Genomic DNA, 18,263 nt, shown 5'->3' with positions numbered 1-18,263 from the left:
AGCAAATTTATTCCAGAGATTGAGCAAACTCACTTCTGCTGAGTATGAAACTATTATCACCTGATAAGTGAGCAATCCTATTCCCGTTAAGCAAACAATCCTTACTCCTGACCAGTTCAATACAAATTAGATTATAATATGCAATTCCTGCTAATCAGATTCAACCACTCTCATTGCGATTTTTGCCCATTCCCATAACCTCTGGGGCTGGTAGCATACCGTGCTCACATCCTTCAGAATGAACTCCACAGGACATCCGTATTTTTTGCATATATCCCGGGTTTCCATCAGATCCTTTTCCACAAGCTCCGGTTCCCACTGGCTTGCAGCCAGGAAAGCAGGATTGGGCTTTCTGGAAAACACAAAGTCCTTTCCAATACCTTCTGCGCCTCTTTCCACGTTGACCCAAGGGCTCATGGATATTTTTCGCAAATTGGGTATTTTTCTTACAATGTCCAGCTTTCTGTCCAGAGGATCACAGCAGCCGTAGTATACCAGGCCAAATCTTTCAAACCATTTATTGCTGTAGTCCAGCTCAAACTCCTGATGCATTTCAGCTGAAACAGTTGAAAAAATTTGAGCAAGCCCGAAAGTCCATAAGTCTTTGGCTCTCGGCTTTTCAGGGTCGAATCCGGGGGCGGGGAGCTCATCGGTATAGGCGCCGGTGCAATGTATGGTTGTTTGGTTATATCCTAAAAGACCCTGTTCCTCCAGTTGATCGAGTAAAGATAAGTATGCATCGGTAAGCCTTGTCATAAGCTTATGAATGAACTCAGGCCTGTCTATCAGATCATACAGGCAGTTCTCCACGCCTTTCCACATGCTGATCTGATCCCATGAATGAATATTGGGCAGGCAGCCTTGCAAACGCACGTCCAATATTCCGTCCAATAGTTCATGAGCCATCTCAAGGTTTTTCTCTGTGGCTTCCTTGTCATACCATACCTTGGGAAATTTGATTTTTTGCAAATCATCTTCGGTTTGCAGTTGATCAATAAATTTGTGGCTGACCACGCTATTTCTCGGGTCGGTGGAAGTGGTCTCCTCTTTAGCCTGTATGCCAAAGTCAGTGCCGTGTATTACTTTCTGAATTTCCACATAAGGCTCCACCACCATATCTACGGGCATATGCTTCCAAAGATAGAGCGTCCTTCGTAAATTGCCCTCCAGCCACTGGGAAAAAGGATGTTCCGACCGGATTATCAACTCCCCGTCGGTGTCCATCTCATGCCAGGGCAGTTGATCCATCATAACCATAGGCCTTTCGGGTTTAAGGCCATTTAGCTTTTTCCAAAGCTTTCTTTTTTCTTCCTGTACCGGAAGGGCAGCTATCTCTGCTACTTCCTTGGCCAGTTCCCTGATGATTTCCACATCCTGTTTGCTGAAATACATCTTTAACACCCCTTGATAATAGTATTTGTGAGTTTTAGTATATGAGTTTTCTGTACGGTCCTTTAGGATTTACCTGGATTTTATATAAAAGAGTTAAAACATTAGCTTTGTCTGTCCTAAAATATTTTGCTCCACCTGTCAAATTTGACTGTTTATTTGTGCATTTTAATTATATAATTATATTGATAAAAAATAATCTGATATAATGATATGTTTTAACTATTTTGATATCACCGAAAGGATGAAGGCTATGCCTTTGATCGATAATCAAAAACCCAAGACATATACCTTCGATATGTTCCGGACTCCGGACTCACCGGTGCATGCGGCCCACACCGTTTTCAGGAAAAGCACTACTGATTTTCATTCCCACAAGGACTTTTGTGAATTTTTCCTCGTCAGGAAAGGAAGCGTTATACATCATTTGAACGGGAAAGCGCATATGCTGACTTCACAATCTGTGGCATTTATATTTGCGGGGGATTCGCATTCCATTGAAAATGAATCCTCATCCTCCATCATTACAAATATCGCTTTTCCGGCTTCTTTTCTGGAAGAGCTGCTGAGTCTTGTTGGACTGGACTTTAAGCGGAACAGTAATGTTGTATACCAGTTGGAAAACATGGATCACCATTTATGGAATACCCTTGTCAGCAAAGTAAATCTGTTTTTTCTGCCCGGGGAGTCTTTTCCTTACTCATCCCGGTGTATGCTTCTTTACAGCCTGCTTTCCACTCTTTTGCTGGAGTTTAGCGAACTCAAGCCGGTCAGTGATTTGATTCCTCCCTGGCTTGTGAAAGCCTGCAAGGATATGCGCAAGCCGGAAAATTTCACCCAGGGGCTTGCTGCTTTTGTGCGGTTGAGCGGAAAAAGCCAGGAGCATCTCACCCGGCAGTTTAAAAGGTATTATCACGAAACGCCTACCGAATATATCAACAACTTAAGGCTTCAGGAAGCAGAAGCTCTCCTTCTGAATTCCAGTGAATCGGTTGCTGACATATGCTATAAAGTGGGATTTAATAATATGTCGTATTTTTCCTATCTGTTTAAAAAGAAAAACGGTGTTTCTCCCCAGAATTACAGAAACCGCAATGCGGATTTTTTCATGCGGAATTAACAACAGGCCTGTCAGAAATGTTTCAGAAAATATTTTTCAGATTAATGTGATTTATACTGAGCTGATATAAAAACGGGATAAACAAGATTATTACAAGCAGCATACAGGAGTAAGATATTGCTCGAGCCTTGAGAATATGAAAAGAACAATATGAGCTTTTTTATTTAGATAATTCACTACCTTTCAAAAAGTGAAAATTTTCTATTTATGCATATTGACATGACTGTAAATATAAAATATACTGTATATATACTATATATACAGTATATTTGTTGAAGGGCGGTGAATGGTTGAAAATTATCATATCAAACTCTTCGGATAAGCCCATTTATGATCAGATTGTGGAGCAAATAAAAAACCTTATCATAAACGGAGAACTGGCAGAAGCAGAGATGCTTCCTTCCATAAGGAACCTTGCAAAGGAACTGCAAATAAGCGTGATTACCACCAAAAGAGCTTATGAAGAGCTGGAGAGGGAAGGCTACATTGTGAGTGTTCCTGGAAAGGGGTCTTTTGTTTCAGCTCAAAACAAGGATCTGCTAAAAGAGGCCAGGATACGGATAATTGAAGAGAAGCTGGCGGAAGCGGTTCAGGCTGCGCGGACCGTCGGAATATCAATGGAAGAACTGTCGGAAATGCTTAAGATATTATATGAGGAGGGATAAGATGGAACCGATTTTGGAAATAAAAGGACTGCGCAAGAGTTATGGGGACTTTAGCATCAAGGGTATTGACCTGGTGCTGGAAAAAGGATATATAATGGGCTTTATAGGCCCTAACGGTGCGGGAAAAAGCACTACCATCAAGCTTATTATGAACCTGTTGAAGAAGGACGGGGGAGAAATCAAGGTCTTCGGGAAGGATAATGTTAAATTTGAGCATGAGATAAAGAACAGGATTGGTTTCGTTTATGATGAAAACTATTTCTATGAAGAGCTGACGATTTCGGAGATGAAGTGGATTATTGAGCCTTTTTACAAAACATGGGATGAAAAAGCATATAAGAAGTACATCAAGAAGTTTGAGCTGCCGGAGAAAAAGAAAATCAAGGAGTTATCAAAAGGTATGAAGATGAAGCTATCTCTGACGATAGCGTTATCCCACAATGCCGACCTGCTCATCATGGATGAGCCGACCTCGGGATTGGACCCACTGGTAAGAAGCGAGCTTTTGGAAACTTTGTCCGAGGTGATACAGGATGAAAACAAAGCGGTGTTTTTCTCAACCCATATCACATCGGACCTGGACAAGATCGCAGATTATGTAACCTTGATCCACAATGGAGAAATCCTTTTCAGTGAGTCCAAGGACGATATTTTGAGCAATTACGGTATGGTTAAAGGCGGAAAAGAGATTCTGGGGAAAGATGCATCTCGTGATTTCGTAGGGGTAAGACAGAACCGATTTGGATTTGAAGCCTTGACCAAAGACAAAAATCAGATAAAAAGAAAGTATGGCGACAAAATCCTTATAGAAAAACCTACCCTGGAGGAGATAATGCTTTATCATACAAGGAGGGAACAGAATGCTGTATAGTTTGATCGTGAAAGACCTGCTGATACAAAAAAGATATGTGGCTTTTAGCCTTCTTTATCTTCTTGCTTTGATTTTTGCCTTTCAGAATATGGAATCGGTTGTTTTTTCCGCAGCGGCCACAGGGGTGGTATATATTCTATTGACGACATCCTGTGCTTATGATGAAAAGAACAAGACAGATATAATGATAAACAGCCTGCCCATAAAAAGGAGCCAGGTTGTAGCCGCAAAATATCTCGCTGTATATGTTTTCTTTTTGATGGCTACCGTGGGCTATGTTATATTTTCTAATCTTTTATTGCTTTCAGGAGCGCCCATCAAAGTTTATCCAATGACACTGGACAGCTTTATGGTTGGAATGGTTGCGATCAGCATCATGACAGGCTTGAACCTGCCCGTATTTTTCAAATTCGGGTTTGCGAAATCCAGGATAGTCGGATTCTTGCTGTTCTTTTGCTTATTCTTTGGTGTTTCATACATCATGAAAGTTTTTCAGGAGTGGGAAAGGGTCGCATTAGACGGAGCCATAACAAAATTTATATGGTCCCAAGGAGATGTGGTCATACTGCTGCTGAAGGCCGTTGCATTATTGGCTTTCATAGCCTTGTCCTACGGATTGTCGGTGAAATTTTATAAGAACAGGGAATTTTAAAGATACAAATGTGAAAAAACCAAATGACAAAATATGAATTTACATTAAAGGTTGCTGATTCCTGCTTTGATATAAAGCAGGATTTCTTTGTGTGTGCATGAATAAGTATGCTGTATAAGGATGTCAATAAGCATAAACACAGGATACAAAATATTACATTAGATTACAAAACAATATAATAGATTACAAAACATTTGATAATATATTGAAAAATGACAAAGTTGTGATAAAATTATTACTTGGTAGGAATAATTTTACTGTATGGAAAAGGTTATTCTTACATTAATTAGCTTGCATTGAAAAAGGCAAACTCATCGAAAGGTGAGGACGCAAAGCCACAAGTCTAAAGCATGAGAATGCCATGACGGTTGGGTTGCCAGTGAAGTTATAGGTATTGAAAGCAGGGAAAGGATCGGGCAATTTAAGATCACTCTAAATGCGCCTGACCCCTTAATCTCTTTCCATGAAGTTATAACATAGGCAGCTCAATCGCTACTTATGTCAGTGTTAGTGGAGGAGATTAAGTTGCGGAAAATCAGTATTGATGACAGCAAGTTCAACTATTCTATAACGCATTGGTTTCAACCCATATACTGCTTGAAGAATTTAAGCATTATAGGGTATGAGGCATTGCTTAGAGACGCTTCGAAATTACACATTTCCCCTAACCAGATATTCAAAGAAGCCGAGGAAAAAGGCTGTCAGAGCACACTGGATCTTATGTCTATCAAGACTGCATTAAATAACTTTAGAAATGAATCAAACCTCATATTTATTAACATATTTCCTTCCACGCTTTTAAAAGGCAATTTTTTATATTGGTGGGATACCAATATACCCGAGGATATGCCTGTGGTGCTGGAGCTTCTGGAAAATGAGCCGGTTGAAAACTGGAAGGAGCTTAAGAAGGTGACGAGGGGACTTCGGGCGAGAGGTGTTAAAATTGCAGTGGATGATATGGGAGCAGGATATTCTTTTTTTCAACAGTGGATAGAGTTAGAACCTGACTATATAAAGCTGGATCGATATTTTGCCAGCAATCTCGCCGTAAATCCCAGGAAACAAAGAATTGTAAGATTTTTAGTTGATCTGCTTGTAGATTCAACGAAATTGATAATAGAAGGTGTGGAAACAGAAGCTGACCTGAATGCCGCTGAACTTTTGGGCATATCCTATGGCCAGGGATATTACCTGGGGAAACCATCGCCTAAAGAAAATTTAATCCTGTAGAATTTTAATGTATTATAAGAAAGAACTGTCGGAAATTGTCATGTAATGACACATAATTTGCAGAGACAGGACGGATTAATTTTTATGCATTATGTACTGGAATGAAAAGTTGATAAGGGATAGAATAAAGAGAAACAACGATGGATGTTGTTGCATACAGAGAAATCTTCCGTGTATACCACGGGATAAAGGCAGAACAATCGTTTTGCCCTAAAGATGGCAGTGGCATAATATGATTATTTAAAAGCTTGGATAAATCTGTTAAGTTTCAGGTTTATTTGAGCTTTTTTTTATGATAAAATAGTATTTGTATACATGTATTGTATGTTAATGCAAAAATATGTTTAATCATAAATTGTTTGGGTAGAAATATAGCTATGCAAGGAGTAAAATGATATATGAAACTAATGCTCTTGTGATATTTACGAACTTTGAAGTCTTGGAGGGTAGCGCATTGTCACCTATTAAGCTTCTAAAAACACTGGCTGTGGCGGTCAGTAAAACTAAAAACAGTAAAGGCACAAGATTCAGCCTTCTATTCAAAAAGGAAGAAAAGGCAGTTAATGATTTTAGTCCTTTATATTTATCGGCAAGATTATCTATTCTATGCACGTTTTTGGGCTTCCTGTGGATTGCCTTTTCTGACAAAATTATCTCAGATATTATACAGGACAAGGAAATTTTTGCCTATGTCAGCATTATGAAAGGTTGGGCATATGTGATAGTTTCCTCCGTCGTTCTGTTTTTGCTGGTCTATCGTTTGCTTAAACGCATCAAAAAATCCGAAGAAGAGCTCATGAGAAGTTATGAGGAGCTGACGGCCGCCCACGAGGAATTGGAGTCCTTATATGAGGAAATTGCAGCTTCCGAAGAAGAATTGAAACAGCAATATGATCAGCTTATTGAAAATGAGAAAAAGATGCATTATCTCGCATATAATGATACGCTGACCGGACTACCCAACAAGCTATCCCTTTTGGAAAATGCCAGCATCAATAGTTTATGTCCCAAAAAGAACAAAGCAGCGATTTTTTTTGTTGATATGGACAACTTCAAATATGTCAACGATACCATGGGACATGCTTTTGGGGATAAGTTCATAGCCAAAGTGGGTGAAAAGCTGTCCTCTCTTTTAAATGAGGAATGCTCCATTTACCGAATCGGAGGGGATGAATTTGTCATCATCCTGAAGGATATTAAGAGCAATGATGATGCGGTATCCTTTGCAGAGTATATATTAAATGGCTTTGTGGATGGGTTGGAGGTAGACGGCATTTTGATGAGCACAACTTTAAGCATTGGAATTGCCATCTACCCTGAGCATGGGGAGAGCATAATTGAATTATTGAAATGTGCGGACATTGCCATGTACAGGAGCAAAAGCCAGGGGAAAAATGGCTATGTTATGTATGACAAGTGCATGGACAAGGCCTTGAACGAGAGGATTATCATAGAAAAGCATTTGCGATCGGCATTGGCAAAAAGCGAATTTGAATTGTACTATCAACCTCAACTGGATTTGAAAATTAAAAAGATTATCGGACTTGAAGCTTTATTAAGGTGGAAAAGCCCTGAACTAGGTCTCCTATCACCTATGAAGTTCATCGGTATAGCTGAGGATACACGCCTTATTATACCTTTGGGAACATGGGTGCTGAGAACATCCTGTGAGTTTTTAAAAAGCCTGCACCAGAAAGGATTTGAAAATCTGAGCATATCCGTTAACATTTCAATACAGCAATTGCTCCAGTCGGATTTTGTAAATATAGTCAGAGATGTACTGGAAACCTGTGATTTAAAGCCGGAACACCTGGAACTGGAGATTACGGAAACCATGTTGATGGAGTCTTTTGAAAGGATAAGACCAAAGCTATGCGAATTAAAGGAGCTGGGAGTGGGAATTGCTCTGGATGATTTTGGCAAAGGCTATTCTTCCCTTAGCTATTTAAGTCAGCTGCCGATTACTACATTAAAAATTGATAAATCTTTCATAGTTGATATTCCTACCGATGATGAAAGCAAGGTGCTGATAGGACAAATTATTGCCTTGGGTAGAAAACTGGGTATGTGTGTGGTAGCTGAAGGCGTGGAAACAAAGGAACAGCTGCAATACCTGGTTAAAAACCAATGCGACAAAATTCAAGGATACATATTCAGCAAACCCCTGCCCGAAAATGAAATAATCAAACTACTTTAGAAGTGCCAGAAGCTAAGGTATAATAGTATATAGTACTTTATGTAAAGAAATATTGCAAGATAGGAGGTATATTATGTATTTTGAGTGGAAAGACTCTTACGGCGTGAATATTGCTGAGATTGACAAGCAACATAAGAAGTTGTTTGAAATTGGGGGTAAGATTTCGGATCTGGTACTGGCAAAGGATGGTTATGACCATTATGATGAAATTATGGTCGTTTTAGAGGAATTGAAGGAATATACCCTAAAGCATTTCAGGTATGAGGAAATGCTCATGGAAAAGTATGGTTTTGAAGGACTGGACCAGCATAAAATTGAGCACATGTTTCTGGTAAAAAAGCTTGAAAGAATGAAAAATGAGGACATTGATGCAAACCAGGAAGAGACACTGCTAAACCTTATAAACTTCGTATCCGACTGGATAGCAGGGCATATTTTAAAAACGGATATGGGATACAAGGAATTTTTCAACGCAAAGGGCATCAAATAATATAAAACGGGGAGGAAAAGGATATGGCCTTTGAATGGAAGGACCGCTACAAACTTGACATTGAGGAAATAGACAAGCAGCACAGAAGATTGTTTGATATTGGGGCAAGGGTCTATGATCTTGCGGTTTTAAATGACTCCTATGATCACTATGATGAAATTACACAGTTGATAGTCGAGCTTTTGGATTATACTGAATACCATTTTACCTTTGAAGAAAATCTCTTGGAGAAATATAATTATGGTGAATTGGATAAGCAGAAGCATGAGCATGAATTCTATGTCCGGAAGATAAAGAGCATTTCCTCAAAGGACATTGATGCGGATCAGAAACAGGCAACCTTGGAAATCGTAGATTTTTTGTCCGAATGGATAAGCAGTCATATTTTGTTCTCAGACCGGAAGTATGCTGTATATTTTAAAGAAAACGGCATTAATGTTTAGAAGCTGCAACAAGCTTTAAAAGACACCATTGGAGAAAGGGGATATGGATACTGGTGTTTTTTGGCTTTACATATCTATCGGAAAAATATGCGATGGGAATAACCTTTCGAAAAAAGAAAATTCCGAGCTGATACCTATAGGGGCATCATCTCGGGATTTTCCGTATAACAGCCTTATTTTAATGCTTTTGGCAGGCATGTCTTTTTATTCTCCAGGTTGTCCCATGCCTTAAGTACACTGCTTTCAAGTCCAGTCTTCTTTATCCTCCGAATTGTGGGAGTCGTCGGAATCCTGGGACTGGTTCTGCAATTCCAGCCATGCCCTGTACTTTTGCTCAAATTCTCTCTCGTGTCTGTTTTTTTTCCAGAAAGGGTTCGGATGATTTTTTGTTATCTCCAGCAGTTCTCTGTATGTCATTTGAATACCTCCAATATATTATTTTGATTCACTGCCATTGTATGAAGCTGAGGACCAATTGTGCATTTATGTAAATCTTACGGTACAAGGCTTATGAACGAGTATTTTTAACGACATCATTTTTGGTATACTGAAATCATATACGATTGCTTCCATCTTTAGCATGATTCGTGGTAACTGTTTCTTTAGCATAAAGCAGATGATAGTTTTCCAAAACTGCTGTTTACAAGCTGCTTTATCCGTATATAATATAAAGAAATTACTTTTTTCTTGGGGAGTTAAATAATGGAAATTTACGAAAAGGTTAGCACAGGCCTTAAAGGTATTGATCAGGCTATTGACCGGCTAAGGTTGGGGGATAACGTGGTATGGCAGGTGGACTCAATAGCCAGCTATAAAAGGATGGTGGGTCCCTATGTTGAACAGGCAAAGCTGGATGGAAGAAAGCTGATCTATGTTCGTTTCGCAAATCATGAACCGGTGATAAAGGAAGACCCTGAAATCAAAATATTCAAAGCTGATGCGAAAAAGGGCTTTGAAAGCTTTGCCACCACTGTTCACAGCCTGGTGGAGCAGGAAGGAAGAAAAGCGTTTTATGTCTTTGACTGTCTGACAGATCTGCTGGAATACTGGCATTCCGATCTGATGATCGGAAACTTCTTCAAGGTTATATGCCCTTTTCTATATGAGTTGGATACCATCGCATATTTTGCCATAATGCGAAATGCTCATACATACAGCACCATTGCAGGCATTCGTGAGACCACCCAGGTTTTAATAGATTTATATCAGGTGAAGGATAATATGTATATTCACCCCCTTAAGGTCTGGAAGCGTTATTCTCCTACCATGTTCCTGCCCCATTTGGTTAAAGGTCAGGAAGCCATATGCATTACCTCCAGCGCCGAAGCAGCTGAATTGTTTTCCGCCATTAACCGCAGTGAAGAGCGTCTGGATTACTGGAATGTCATTTTTAATAAAGCAAAGGATGTATTGAAGCAGGAACCAAAACAGCAGGAAGAAACCAAAAGGTTCCTGATGTCCATGATTATAGGTGACGAATCAAGGATATTCGAGCTTTGCGATCGTTTTTTCACATTGAGGGACATCCTGGCAATAGCATCCAGGGAGATAGGAACAGGATTTATCGGGGGAAAAAGCATAGGTATGCTCGTTGCCAGAAAGATACTGGAAACAGAGGGAAAAGACCGATTCATTCCCTTTTTGGAGCCCCATGATTCATACTATATAGGTTCGGATGTTTTTTATACATATATTGTTCAAAACAATCTGTGGAAGCTCCGCATGAAGCAGAAGACGAAGGATGGATATTTCGAATTTGCTCCTTTGCTAAAAGAAGGGATTTTGCACGGAAAGTTTCCGGAGAGCATTCAGGAGCAGTTTATGCAGATGCTGGAGTATTTTGGCCAGTCTCCGATTATCGTGCGCTCCAGTTCGTTGCTGGAAGACAATTTTGGAAATGCCTTTGCCGGCAAATATGAGAGTGTGTTTTGCGTAAATCAGGGAACTCCCGAGGAAAGGTATAAAGCTTTTGAACAGGCAGTGCGCACCGTTTATGCCAGCACCATGAATGAGGATGCTCTGGCTTACAGGGTCAACAGAGGACTTTCCGACAGGGATGAACAGATGGCAATATTGGTACAGCGTGTATCCGGGGATTATCATAAGGATAAATTTTTCCCCCATGCTGCAGGCGTTGGAAATTCCTCAAACCTCTATGTGTGGGATAAGAGCGTGGATATGAAAGCAGGAATGCTCCGTCTGGTCTTCGGGCTTGGTACGCGTGCTGTAGACAGGACCGTCGGGGATTATGCCAGAATCGTATGTCTGGATAACCCTTTGCGCATGCTGGCTATGAATCATGACGACCAGAAAAAATTCTCCCAGCACTTTGTCGATGTTCTTTCACTGGAAGAGAATGCTCATAAAACCTGCGAGCTGGATGAAATCATGTCCGGAGACATAAATACCGACAAGGAGCTGTTCGGCACGCCGGACTACCAGGCTGCCAACCGTCTGCGGGAGTTGGGATATACCGATGTAAAGACCCCTTTTATTCTCAACTTCAAAAAGCTGCTTAAAGACACCGGTTTCCCTGAATTGATGAGGGAAATGCTGGCCTTGCTTTCCAAGGTGTATGATTATCCTGTGGACATTGAATTTACGGTGAATTTCACAAGAGACAACCAATTCAAGGTAAACCCGCTCCAGTGCCGTCCTTTGCAGACAAAGGGCCTGGGCAAGCCTGTCAGGATGCCGGAACTGACAGACAAAAAGGACTGCTTCTTTGCAACCAGGGGCAATTTCATGGGTGGAAATGTGAGACTGCCGGTGGATTTTGTTGTATATGTCAAAGCCCGGGAATATCTTGAGCTCAGTGAGCAGGAGAAATATACCGTTGCGAGGCAGATCGGAATGATCAACACCAAAATGAAGGGTAAAAATGCCATGCTGATGGGACCTGGAAGATGGGGGACCACCACGCCTTCCCTGGGTGTACCGGTACATTTTTCGGAATTGTGCAATATGCAGGTCCTTTGCGAGGTTGCATCCAATGAAGCAGGATTCATGCCGGAACTGTCTTATGGAAGCCATTTTTTCCAGGACATTGTGGAGTCGGGAATATTCTATGTCGCCATCTTCGAAGGTCAGGAGGGCGTTGTGTTTAATCCGGACCGCATTCTTGAAAAGGAGAATATTCTGGAATCCGTTTTGCCGGAAGGTTCGAGGTTTTCAAATGTAATACATATTTCTCAGACCACCGGAATGGAGATATTCTCCGACATTGTGACCCAAAAGCTCATATGTAAATAGCTACATCATGCAACAAAAAAGCAGGCTGCCATGAGCTTCAAACTCGTACAGCCTGCTTTTTTCTGTTAGAATCAATCTCTTTCCGTTTTTCTCATGAATATTTTGATTATCTCATTTGCTGCAAGGGGTATCAATGCCAGCAATATTACGATTCCCCAGTCGTTTAAACTGAGGTTGTGAAGATTGAAGGCGCCTGCCAGGAAAGGCACGGAAATAACCATCAGTTGCAGGAATATTCCCACGACAATGGCACCGATGAGGTATTTATTGGAGAATAATCCAATCCGGAAAATGGATTTCACCGGGTTCCTCATCGTCAGGGAATAGAACAACTGGGAGGCAGCCAATACAACGAAGGACATAGTTCTCGCATAAATCAGAACTTCTTCGGGTATATTCTCTGAGCCTAAAGTATAACCGTGCTCTCTAAGGCCGAAGAAGAAGGCCAGCAGTGTCAATGCACCTATCAGCACACCGCCGATGATCGCTCTGAGTCCCGCACCTTTGGCAAAGAAGCTTTCCTTCGGATTTCTTGGCTTTTTCTTCATGATATCACTATCGCCGGGGTCAACCCCCAGCGCTATTGCAGGCAATGTATCGGTTATCAGATTGATCCACAAAATCTGGGTTGGCATCAGAGGCACCGGCCAGAAGAACAGTATGGATGCGAATATTGTAATAACCTCACCAAGGTTGCAGGATAGCAGGAATATAACCGATTTTTTTATGTTGTTATAGATGTTCCTGCCCTCCTCTATGGCATGGACGATGGTTGTAAAGTTGTCATCGGTAAGAATCATATCGCTGGCACCTTTGGATACATCGGTTCCGGTTATGCCCATAGCGACACCTATATCCGCATATTTCAGCGAAGGAGCATCATTAACGCCGTCACCGGTCATGGATACAATATTTCCCTGGGCCTTGAACGCTCTAACAATCTTTACCTTATGCTCAGGGGAAACCCTGGCAAATACCCTTAAGCTGTTTATTTTTTTAGAAAATTCTTCATCAGAAAGCTGGTCGATCTCAGCACCGGTGATGCTCTGATCGATGGAATCAGCAATACCTAGCTCTTTTGCAATGGCAACAGCAGTGTTCTTATGGTCGCCGGTGATCATAACAGGGGTTATTCCGGCCATCTTTGCCACCCTGATGGAATCTTTAACCTCCAGCCTCGGCGGGTCGATCATGCCTACAAAACCGATAACGGTTAGATCTTTTTCCATCTCCTCTGGGGAAATCATGCTGTCGGTATCCTTATAAGCAGCGCCCAAAACCCTTAATGCATTGTCCGACATCTCGTCGGCGGATTTCAGGTAATTTGCTTTCATCTCTTCGGTCAAAGGCACTCTTTTGCCATTTACAAGGGCATGGGTTGAAATCTTCAGTATGTTGTCGATGGCTCCTTTCGTATGCACTCTATAACCATTTCCTTCCACGTTTAAAGTGGACATCAGTTTTCTGTCAGAATCGAAAGGTTTTTCCGCCACCCTTTGATGCTTTGAATTAAGTTCGTTTTTTTCAAGATTATATCTGTTTCCCAATACTACCAATGCCACCTCTGTGGGGTCACCGGTGCCCTGGCCGTTTTCATATGTAGCATCGGAGCATAGCACAAAGGTTTTGATTAGTTCCGCTTCATCCTGGGAAGCGCTGAAATTGCTTCCTTCAGCAGGAACATCCTTCAAATTGTTCAGAGTATAATATTTTACAACGGTCATCTTATTTTGCGTAAGGGTGCCGGTCTTATCCGAGCATATGATGTTTACGGAACCTAAAGTTTCAACGGCCGGCAGTTTTTTCACTATGGCATTTATTTTGGACATCCTCTGTACGCCCAGGGCCAGCACTATAGCAACTATAGCGGCAAGACCTTCCGGTATAGCGGCAACAGCCAGGCTTATCGCAGTCAGGAACATTTCAAAAAGATCCCTTTTCTGGAACAGGGAAATAACAAAGATGAGTACGCAAATGCCGATAGCGATAAAGCCCAGAATTCTGCCGAGCTCATCCAGCCTTTTTTGCAAAGGGGTCATTTCCTCATTGTCTTCATCCAGGATCTTTGCTATTTTACCGATTTCCGTATCCATAGCAGTAGCTACCACTACACCTTCGCCCCTTCCATAGGTGGCAAGGGTGGACATGAAGGCCATATTCGACCTGTCGCCGATCCCTGTTTTCGGATCATCAAAAATAGCTTCAGCATCCTTGTCGGAAGGTACGGATTCACCGGTCAGGGCAGATTCCTCTATCTGAAGGTTTGCGCTGTCTATCAGCCGCAAATCAGCGGGAATATATCTTCCTGCATCTATAATTACGATATCCCCGGGAACCACTTCCTCCGAATTTACTTCTTTTACCTGTCCGTCACGTCTTACCAGAGCTTTTGGAGTAGTCATCTGCTGCAAGGCTTCAATAGCCTTTTCAGCCTTATACTCCTGAACGACTCCTATTATGGCATTTAGGACTACAACTAAAAGAATGATTACAGCATCGACATACTCACCGATGATCATGGTGATTAAAGCTGCGCCTAAAAGAACATATATGAGCATGTCTTTCAGTTGATCAAAAAACAAGGCTGCCAAGCTTTTCTTGGGTTTACCCTTAAGCTTGTTTCTGCCGTATTTTTCAAGCCTAGCTTTTGCTTCTTCACTGGAAAGACCGGTAGCACGGTCCACTCCCAGTTCCCTAAGAACTTCTTCTTGCGTTTTTGAAAACCACATATGATGCACCTCTCTAACAGTTTTTGTTATTTCAGCACAAGCCATACTAAATTAAACCAATTCTAGTATTTTATATTCTGCTGAATTAACTTTATTATTATTTCTATGGTTTCATTTATATTGTACTATAGGAAGTCGTTCCAGTAAATTAAAAAATGTAAAACTTTAGCTATAAATGGATTTATATCGGGAAATATCAATATTAATATTTTTAAGTTTATGTTAATAAATATTGATATTATTGTAATGAGGCTTATGTTCTATTATGATAATAGAAAACGAAACTTTAAAGTAAGGAGATACGAAATGAAGCTGTTTTTTATTTCAGACATACATGGTTCTTTGCATTATGCCAGGATGGCCCTGGAGGCTTACAAAAAAGAAAACGCGGGATATATTGCAATACTGGGGGATCAACTGTATCATGGAGCAAGAAATCCTCTTCCTAAGGAATATAACCCTAAGGAAACGGCAGCATTGCTTAACGGATTTGCCGATAAAATTATTGCTGTAAGAGGCAATTGCGACAGTGAAGTGGATGAAATGGTGCTGGATTATCCAATCATGTCGACTTATTCTACCATTTTATATAATGACAGGAGGCTTTTTCTGACCCATGGACACATATATGGCGAAAGCAATCTTCCGAAGCTAAAGGCAGGGGATGTATTGATATACGGGCATACCCATATACCCAAAGCGGAGAAAAGAGGGGACATATATATTATTAATCCCGGCTCCATAACTTTCCCCAAGGAAAATCATCCCAATACCTACGGGATTTTAGAGGGAAATTGCTTCAGGATCAAGGATTTTTATGGGAATGTATATATGGAAGTGTCTTTGGACTGAGAAAGCCGTCGGATTATTTTTTCTATGAATAAAAAAGCGGCTGTTGATATTGAACTTAATGGACGCCTGTTTACGTCAATATTATGGGGGGGAATCATGATTTTAGCCGCGCAATAAGAACGAGTTGGCGCGTCAGAAAGGATTGTTAAAAGGTAAAATGTTAAAAAGAGTGATAATTATTCTACTGTTTCTGAATATTTTGCTGGCTTCATTTATATTCGGATATTCCATCGCAAGAAAAAGCTATGAGGCCGGCGAAGACAGCAACAAGCCCGGGGGCAGTACAGCATCACCTTCCGGGGATCAGCCTGCGGAGGATACCATACAAGAGCCTAAAAATCCGATAAAAGAGCACATCAAAGGTATGACATTGGAGGAAAAGATCGGGCAGATGGTTGTAGTCGGTCTTGACGGATACACGGTGGACGAGAAGGCCAGAAAGATGATAGAAGACTACAAAATAGGAGGATTTGTCCTTTTTGGCAGGAACATAAAAGATTCCGGCCAACTGCTGGAGCTTACCAATTCTTTAAAGGAAGTCAACCGGAAGAACAAGATTCCGCTGTTTATTTCAGTGGATGAAGAAGGGGGAAGGGTAACCAGAATGCCGGAGGAGCTTAAGAAGCTTCCTGCGGCCGGAGTTATCGGAAAGACCGGTGATGAAAGCTATTCCTTTGAAGTGGGCAGAACCATAGCCGGAGAGATAAAAGCCCTGGGGTTTAATATGAACTTTGCTCCGGTATTGGATATAAACAGCAACCCAAAAAATCCTGTCATAGGGGACAGAGCCTTCGGTTCTGAGCCGGAGGTGGTAACCAGGCTCGGAGTTCAGGCCATGAAGGGCATTCAGTCGGAAGATATTATACCGGTGGTGAAGCATTTCCCCGGTCATGGGGATACCTCCACCGATTCCCATGTGGGTCTGCCAAGAGTTGATAATGGTTTGGACAGGCTAAAGAGCTTTGAACTGCTTCCTTTTAAAAAGGCCATAGAAAACGGAGCAGACGCGGTTATGGTGGCGCATATTTTGCTTCCTGAAATTGACCCGGATTATCCATCGTCCCTTTCGGAAATTGTCATTAACGACATTTTAAGAGAGGATTGCGGTTTTGACGGAGTCGTATTTACCGATGATATAACTATGGGTGCGATAACGGAAAATTATGATATAGGTGATGCAGCCGTCAAATCCGTATCTGCCGGAGCTGACATTGTTCTTGTCTGCCATGGGTATGACAGGGAAGAAGCCGTAATAAACGTTTTGAAATCTGCCGTATCAAAGGGTGATATCCCGGAGGAGAGGCTGGATGAGAGCCTTTACAGGATATTGAAACTTAAAGAAAAGTATGGTTTGGCCGATGACAGGATAGATTCGGTCAATATTGAAGAAATAAATAGCAGAATTGACGCGGTGCTGCGCTAAATTTCGGAAAGCGTGAAGGAAAGATTCAATAAATACTCAAAGAAGGATCAATGAAGATCAAATAAAACACGGCGAAAACTCAATGAAAGCTAAAGGAAGGCTCATATGAAACCCATATGAAACTCATATGCAGCTAATATGAAAGCTGAATGGAAATGCTGCTGCGTCTTACGGCGTAATATGGTTTGCCGGTAAAAATCCTGCCATATAAACATAGCTTTAAATCTAGGATTTCAATAAAATGTAAAATTGTTACTAAGTTGACACCACATGCTATATGTGGTAACATGATACTGTAGGCACTTTGCTTCTGGCAAGGTGCCTACAGTGTTTTATATGAAAATGCCATTTTATGTATGAAACTGCATGAAAAAGCCTGAAAATTCAGCTAATTTTATTTTAAGGTGGGGAGGGCTAATTGATGGGGAAAAAGATTTGCCTTACAAGAGCAATGTTCGAAAAAGTTCTGGAGCATCTTATAAGGCTGGAAGAGAACAAAAACAGGCTTATTGATGAATACTACCCGGAGATAGGTGATGAACGTGATAAGTTTATCGATTTTCTATCTGAGTATGTAAATAAGATTGACGGGGTGGTTGAAGACATTAGAATATCGGACGAAGCGGATAATGAGTTCCCATTTGTTATTATAGGGAGTGAAGTAGAGATACATGATGTCGATGAAAATGAGGTTTTCAGATACAAATTGGTGACCCCCTATGAAAGAGATATAGCAAATGGCCACATTTCTTTTTTATCTCCCATGGGAAAATCCCTCCTCTTGAAAAAGAAGGGAGAAGATGTTTCTGTAAAAACCCCGAGCGGAATATACAGATACAGAATCAAAAAAATTGAAGTAGTATAATGCCGCATAAAGTAGTATAATATACCATCGTAATGGGGTATAAAAGCAGTGCACTGTATTTATTGAACAAATGTGGTTACCCTAT

The 18,263-nt window shown here is 41.1% G+C and carries 15 protein-coding genes and 1 riboswitch; of the genes, 12 read left to right on the top strand and 3 right to left on the bottom strand.

Annotated features, from left to right (window positions below; translation table 11 throughout):
- Nucleotides 1-150 precede the first annotated feature (150 nt).
- Nucleotides 151-1,392, bottom strand: coding sequence for a hypothetical protein (locus CDO33_RS09725; RefSeq protein ID WP_103082180.1), 1,242 nt, complete (start codon nt 1,390-1,392; stop codon nt 151-153).
- A 205-nt stretch (nt 1,393-1,597) separates the two neighbouring features.
- On the opposite strand from CDO33_RS09725, the gene CDO33_RS09720 reads away from it, so the two are divergent.
- The 8 genes from CDO33_RS09720 to CDO33_RS09685 all read left to right on the top strand — a co-directional run bounded on the left by CDO33_RS09720 (nt 1,598) and on the right by CDO33_RS09685 (nt 9,057).
- Nucleotides 1,598-2,509: an AraC family transcriptional regulator gene (locus CDO33_RS09720; RefSeq protein WP_103082179.1), complete on the top strand. Its 912-nt coding sequence runs from the start codon at nt 1,598-1,600 to the stop codon at nt 2,507-2,509.
- Nucleotides 2,510-2,799: 290 nt separating this feature from the next.
- A complete protein-coding gene (locus CDO33_RS09715) occupies nt 2,800-3,174 on the top strand; it encodes a GntR family transcriptional regulator (protein WP_103082178.1) in 375 nt (124 codons plus the stop codon).
- A 1-nt stretch (nt 3,175) separates the two neighbouring features.
- Nucleotides 3,176-4,045, top strand: a complete 870-nt coding sequence (locus tag CDO33_RS09710) for an ABC transporter ATP-binding protein (RefSeq protein ID WP_103082177.1) — start codon at nt 3,176-3,178, stop codon at nt 4,043-4,045.
- Nucleotides 4,035-4,697: an ABC-2 transporter permease gene (locus CDO33_RS09705; protein WP_103082176.1), complete on the top strand. Its 663-nt coding sequence runs from the start codon at nt 4,035-4,037 to the stop codon at nt 4,695-4,697. The genes CDO33_RS09710 and CDO33_RS09705 overlap by 11 nt, the downstream gene beginning before the upstream one ends.
- 294 nt (nt 4,698-4,991) lie before the next feature.
- Nucleotides 4,992-5,078, top strand: a riboswitch (cyclic di-GMP riboswitch).
- Between the two features lie 144 nt (nt 5,079-5,222).
- On the top strand, nt 5,223-5,927 hold the full coding sequence (locus tag CDO33_RS09700; RefSeq protein ID WP_242973344.1) for an EAL domain-containing protein: 705 nt from the start codon (nt 5,223-5,225) through the stop codon (nt 5,925-5,927).
- A 454-nt stretch (nt 5,928-6,381) separates the two neighbouring features.
- Nucleotides 6,382-8,124 carry a putative bifunctional diguanylate cyclase/phosphodiesterase gene (locus CDO33_RS09695; protein WP_161496552.1) on the top strand — a complete coding sequence of 581 codons (1,743 nt, stop codon included), beginning with the start codon at nt 6,382-6,384 and terminating at the stop codon, nt 8,122-8,124.
- Between the two features lie 73 nt (nt 8,125-8,197).
- The gene (locus tag CDO33_RS09690) at nt 8,198-8,614 is read left to right on the top strand and encodes a bacteriohemerythrin (protein ID WP_103082173.1); all 417 of its coding nucleotides are present in this window, start codon (nt 8,198-8,200) and stop codon (nt 8,612-8,614) included.
- Nucleotides 8,615-8,637: 23 nt separating this feature from the next.
- Entirely contained in the window at nt 8,638-9,057 is a 420-nt protein-coding gene (locus tag CDO33_RS09685) for a bacteriohemerythrin (RefSeq protein WP_103082172.1), read from the top strand.
- 243 nt (nt 9,058-9,300) lie between these two features.
- On the opposite strand, the gene CDO33_RS20825 is transcribed toward CDO33_RS09685, so the two are convergent.
- Nucleotides 9,301-9,474, bottom strand: coding sequence for a hypothetical protein (locus CDO33_RS20825; RefSeq protein WP_161496551.1), 174 nt, complete (start codon nt 9,472-9,474; stop codon nt 9,301-9,303).
- Between the two features lie 285 nt (nt 9,475-9,759).
- On the opposite strand from CDO33_RS20825, the gene CDO33_RS09675 reads away from it, so the two are divergent.
- Nucleotides 9,760-12,309: a PEP/pyruvate-binding domain-containing protein gene (locus CDO33_RS09675; protein ID WP_103082170.1), complete on the top strand. Its 2,550-nt coding sequence runs from the start codon at nt 9,760-9,762 to the stop codon at nt 12,307-12,309.
- 71 nt (nt 12,310-12,380) lie between these two features.
- On the opposite strand, the gene CDO33_RS09670 is transcribed toward CDO33_RS09675, so the two are convergent.
- Nucleotides 12,381-15,038 carry a cation-translocating P-type ATPase gene (locus CDO33_RS09670; protein ID WP_103082169.1) on the bottom strand — a complete coding sequence of 886 codons (2,658 nt, stop codon included), beginning with the start codon at nt 15,036-15,038 and terminating at the stop codon, nt 12,381-12,383.
- 306 nt (nt 15,039-15,344) lie between these two features.
- On the opposite strand from CDO33_RS09670, the gene yfcE reads away from it, so the two are divergent.
- The 3 genes from yfcE to CDO33_RS09655 all read left to right on the top strand — a co-directional run bounded on the left by yfcE (nt 15,345) and on the right by CDO33_RS09655 (nt 18,178).
- A complete protein-coding gene (gene yfcE / locus CDO33_RS09665; protein ID WP_103082168.1) occupies nt 15,345-15,890 on the top strand; it encodes a phosphodiesterase in 546 nt (181 codons plus the stop codon).
- A 124-nt stretch (nt 15,891-16,014) separates the two neighbouring features.
- Complete coding sequence (gene nagZ / locus CDO33_RS09660; RefSeq protein WP_338053256.1) at nt 16,015-17,313, top strand: beta-N-acetylhexosaminidase; 1,299 nt, start codon at nt 16,015-16,017, stop codon at nt 17,311-17,313.
- Nucleotides 17,314-17,734: 421 nt separating this feature from the next.
- Nucleotides 17,735-18,178, top strand: a complete 444-nt coding sequence (locus CDO33_RS09655) for a GreA/GreB family elongation factor (protein WP_103083220.1) — start codon at nt 17,735-17,737, stop codon at nt 18,176-18,178.
- Nucleotides 18,179-18,263: the final 85 nt, after the last annotated feature.

Source organism: Clostridium thermosuccinogenes, assembly GCF_002896855.1.
GTDB lineage: Bacteria > Bacillota > Clostridia > Acetivibrionales > DSM-5807 > Pseudoclostridium > Pseudoclostridium thermosuccinogenes.
Note: the sequence above shows the minus strand (reverse complement) of the source record. Positions and strands in the feature narration are given on the sequence as shown.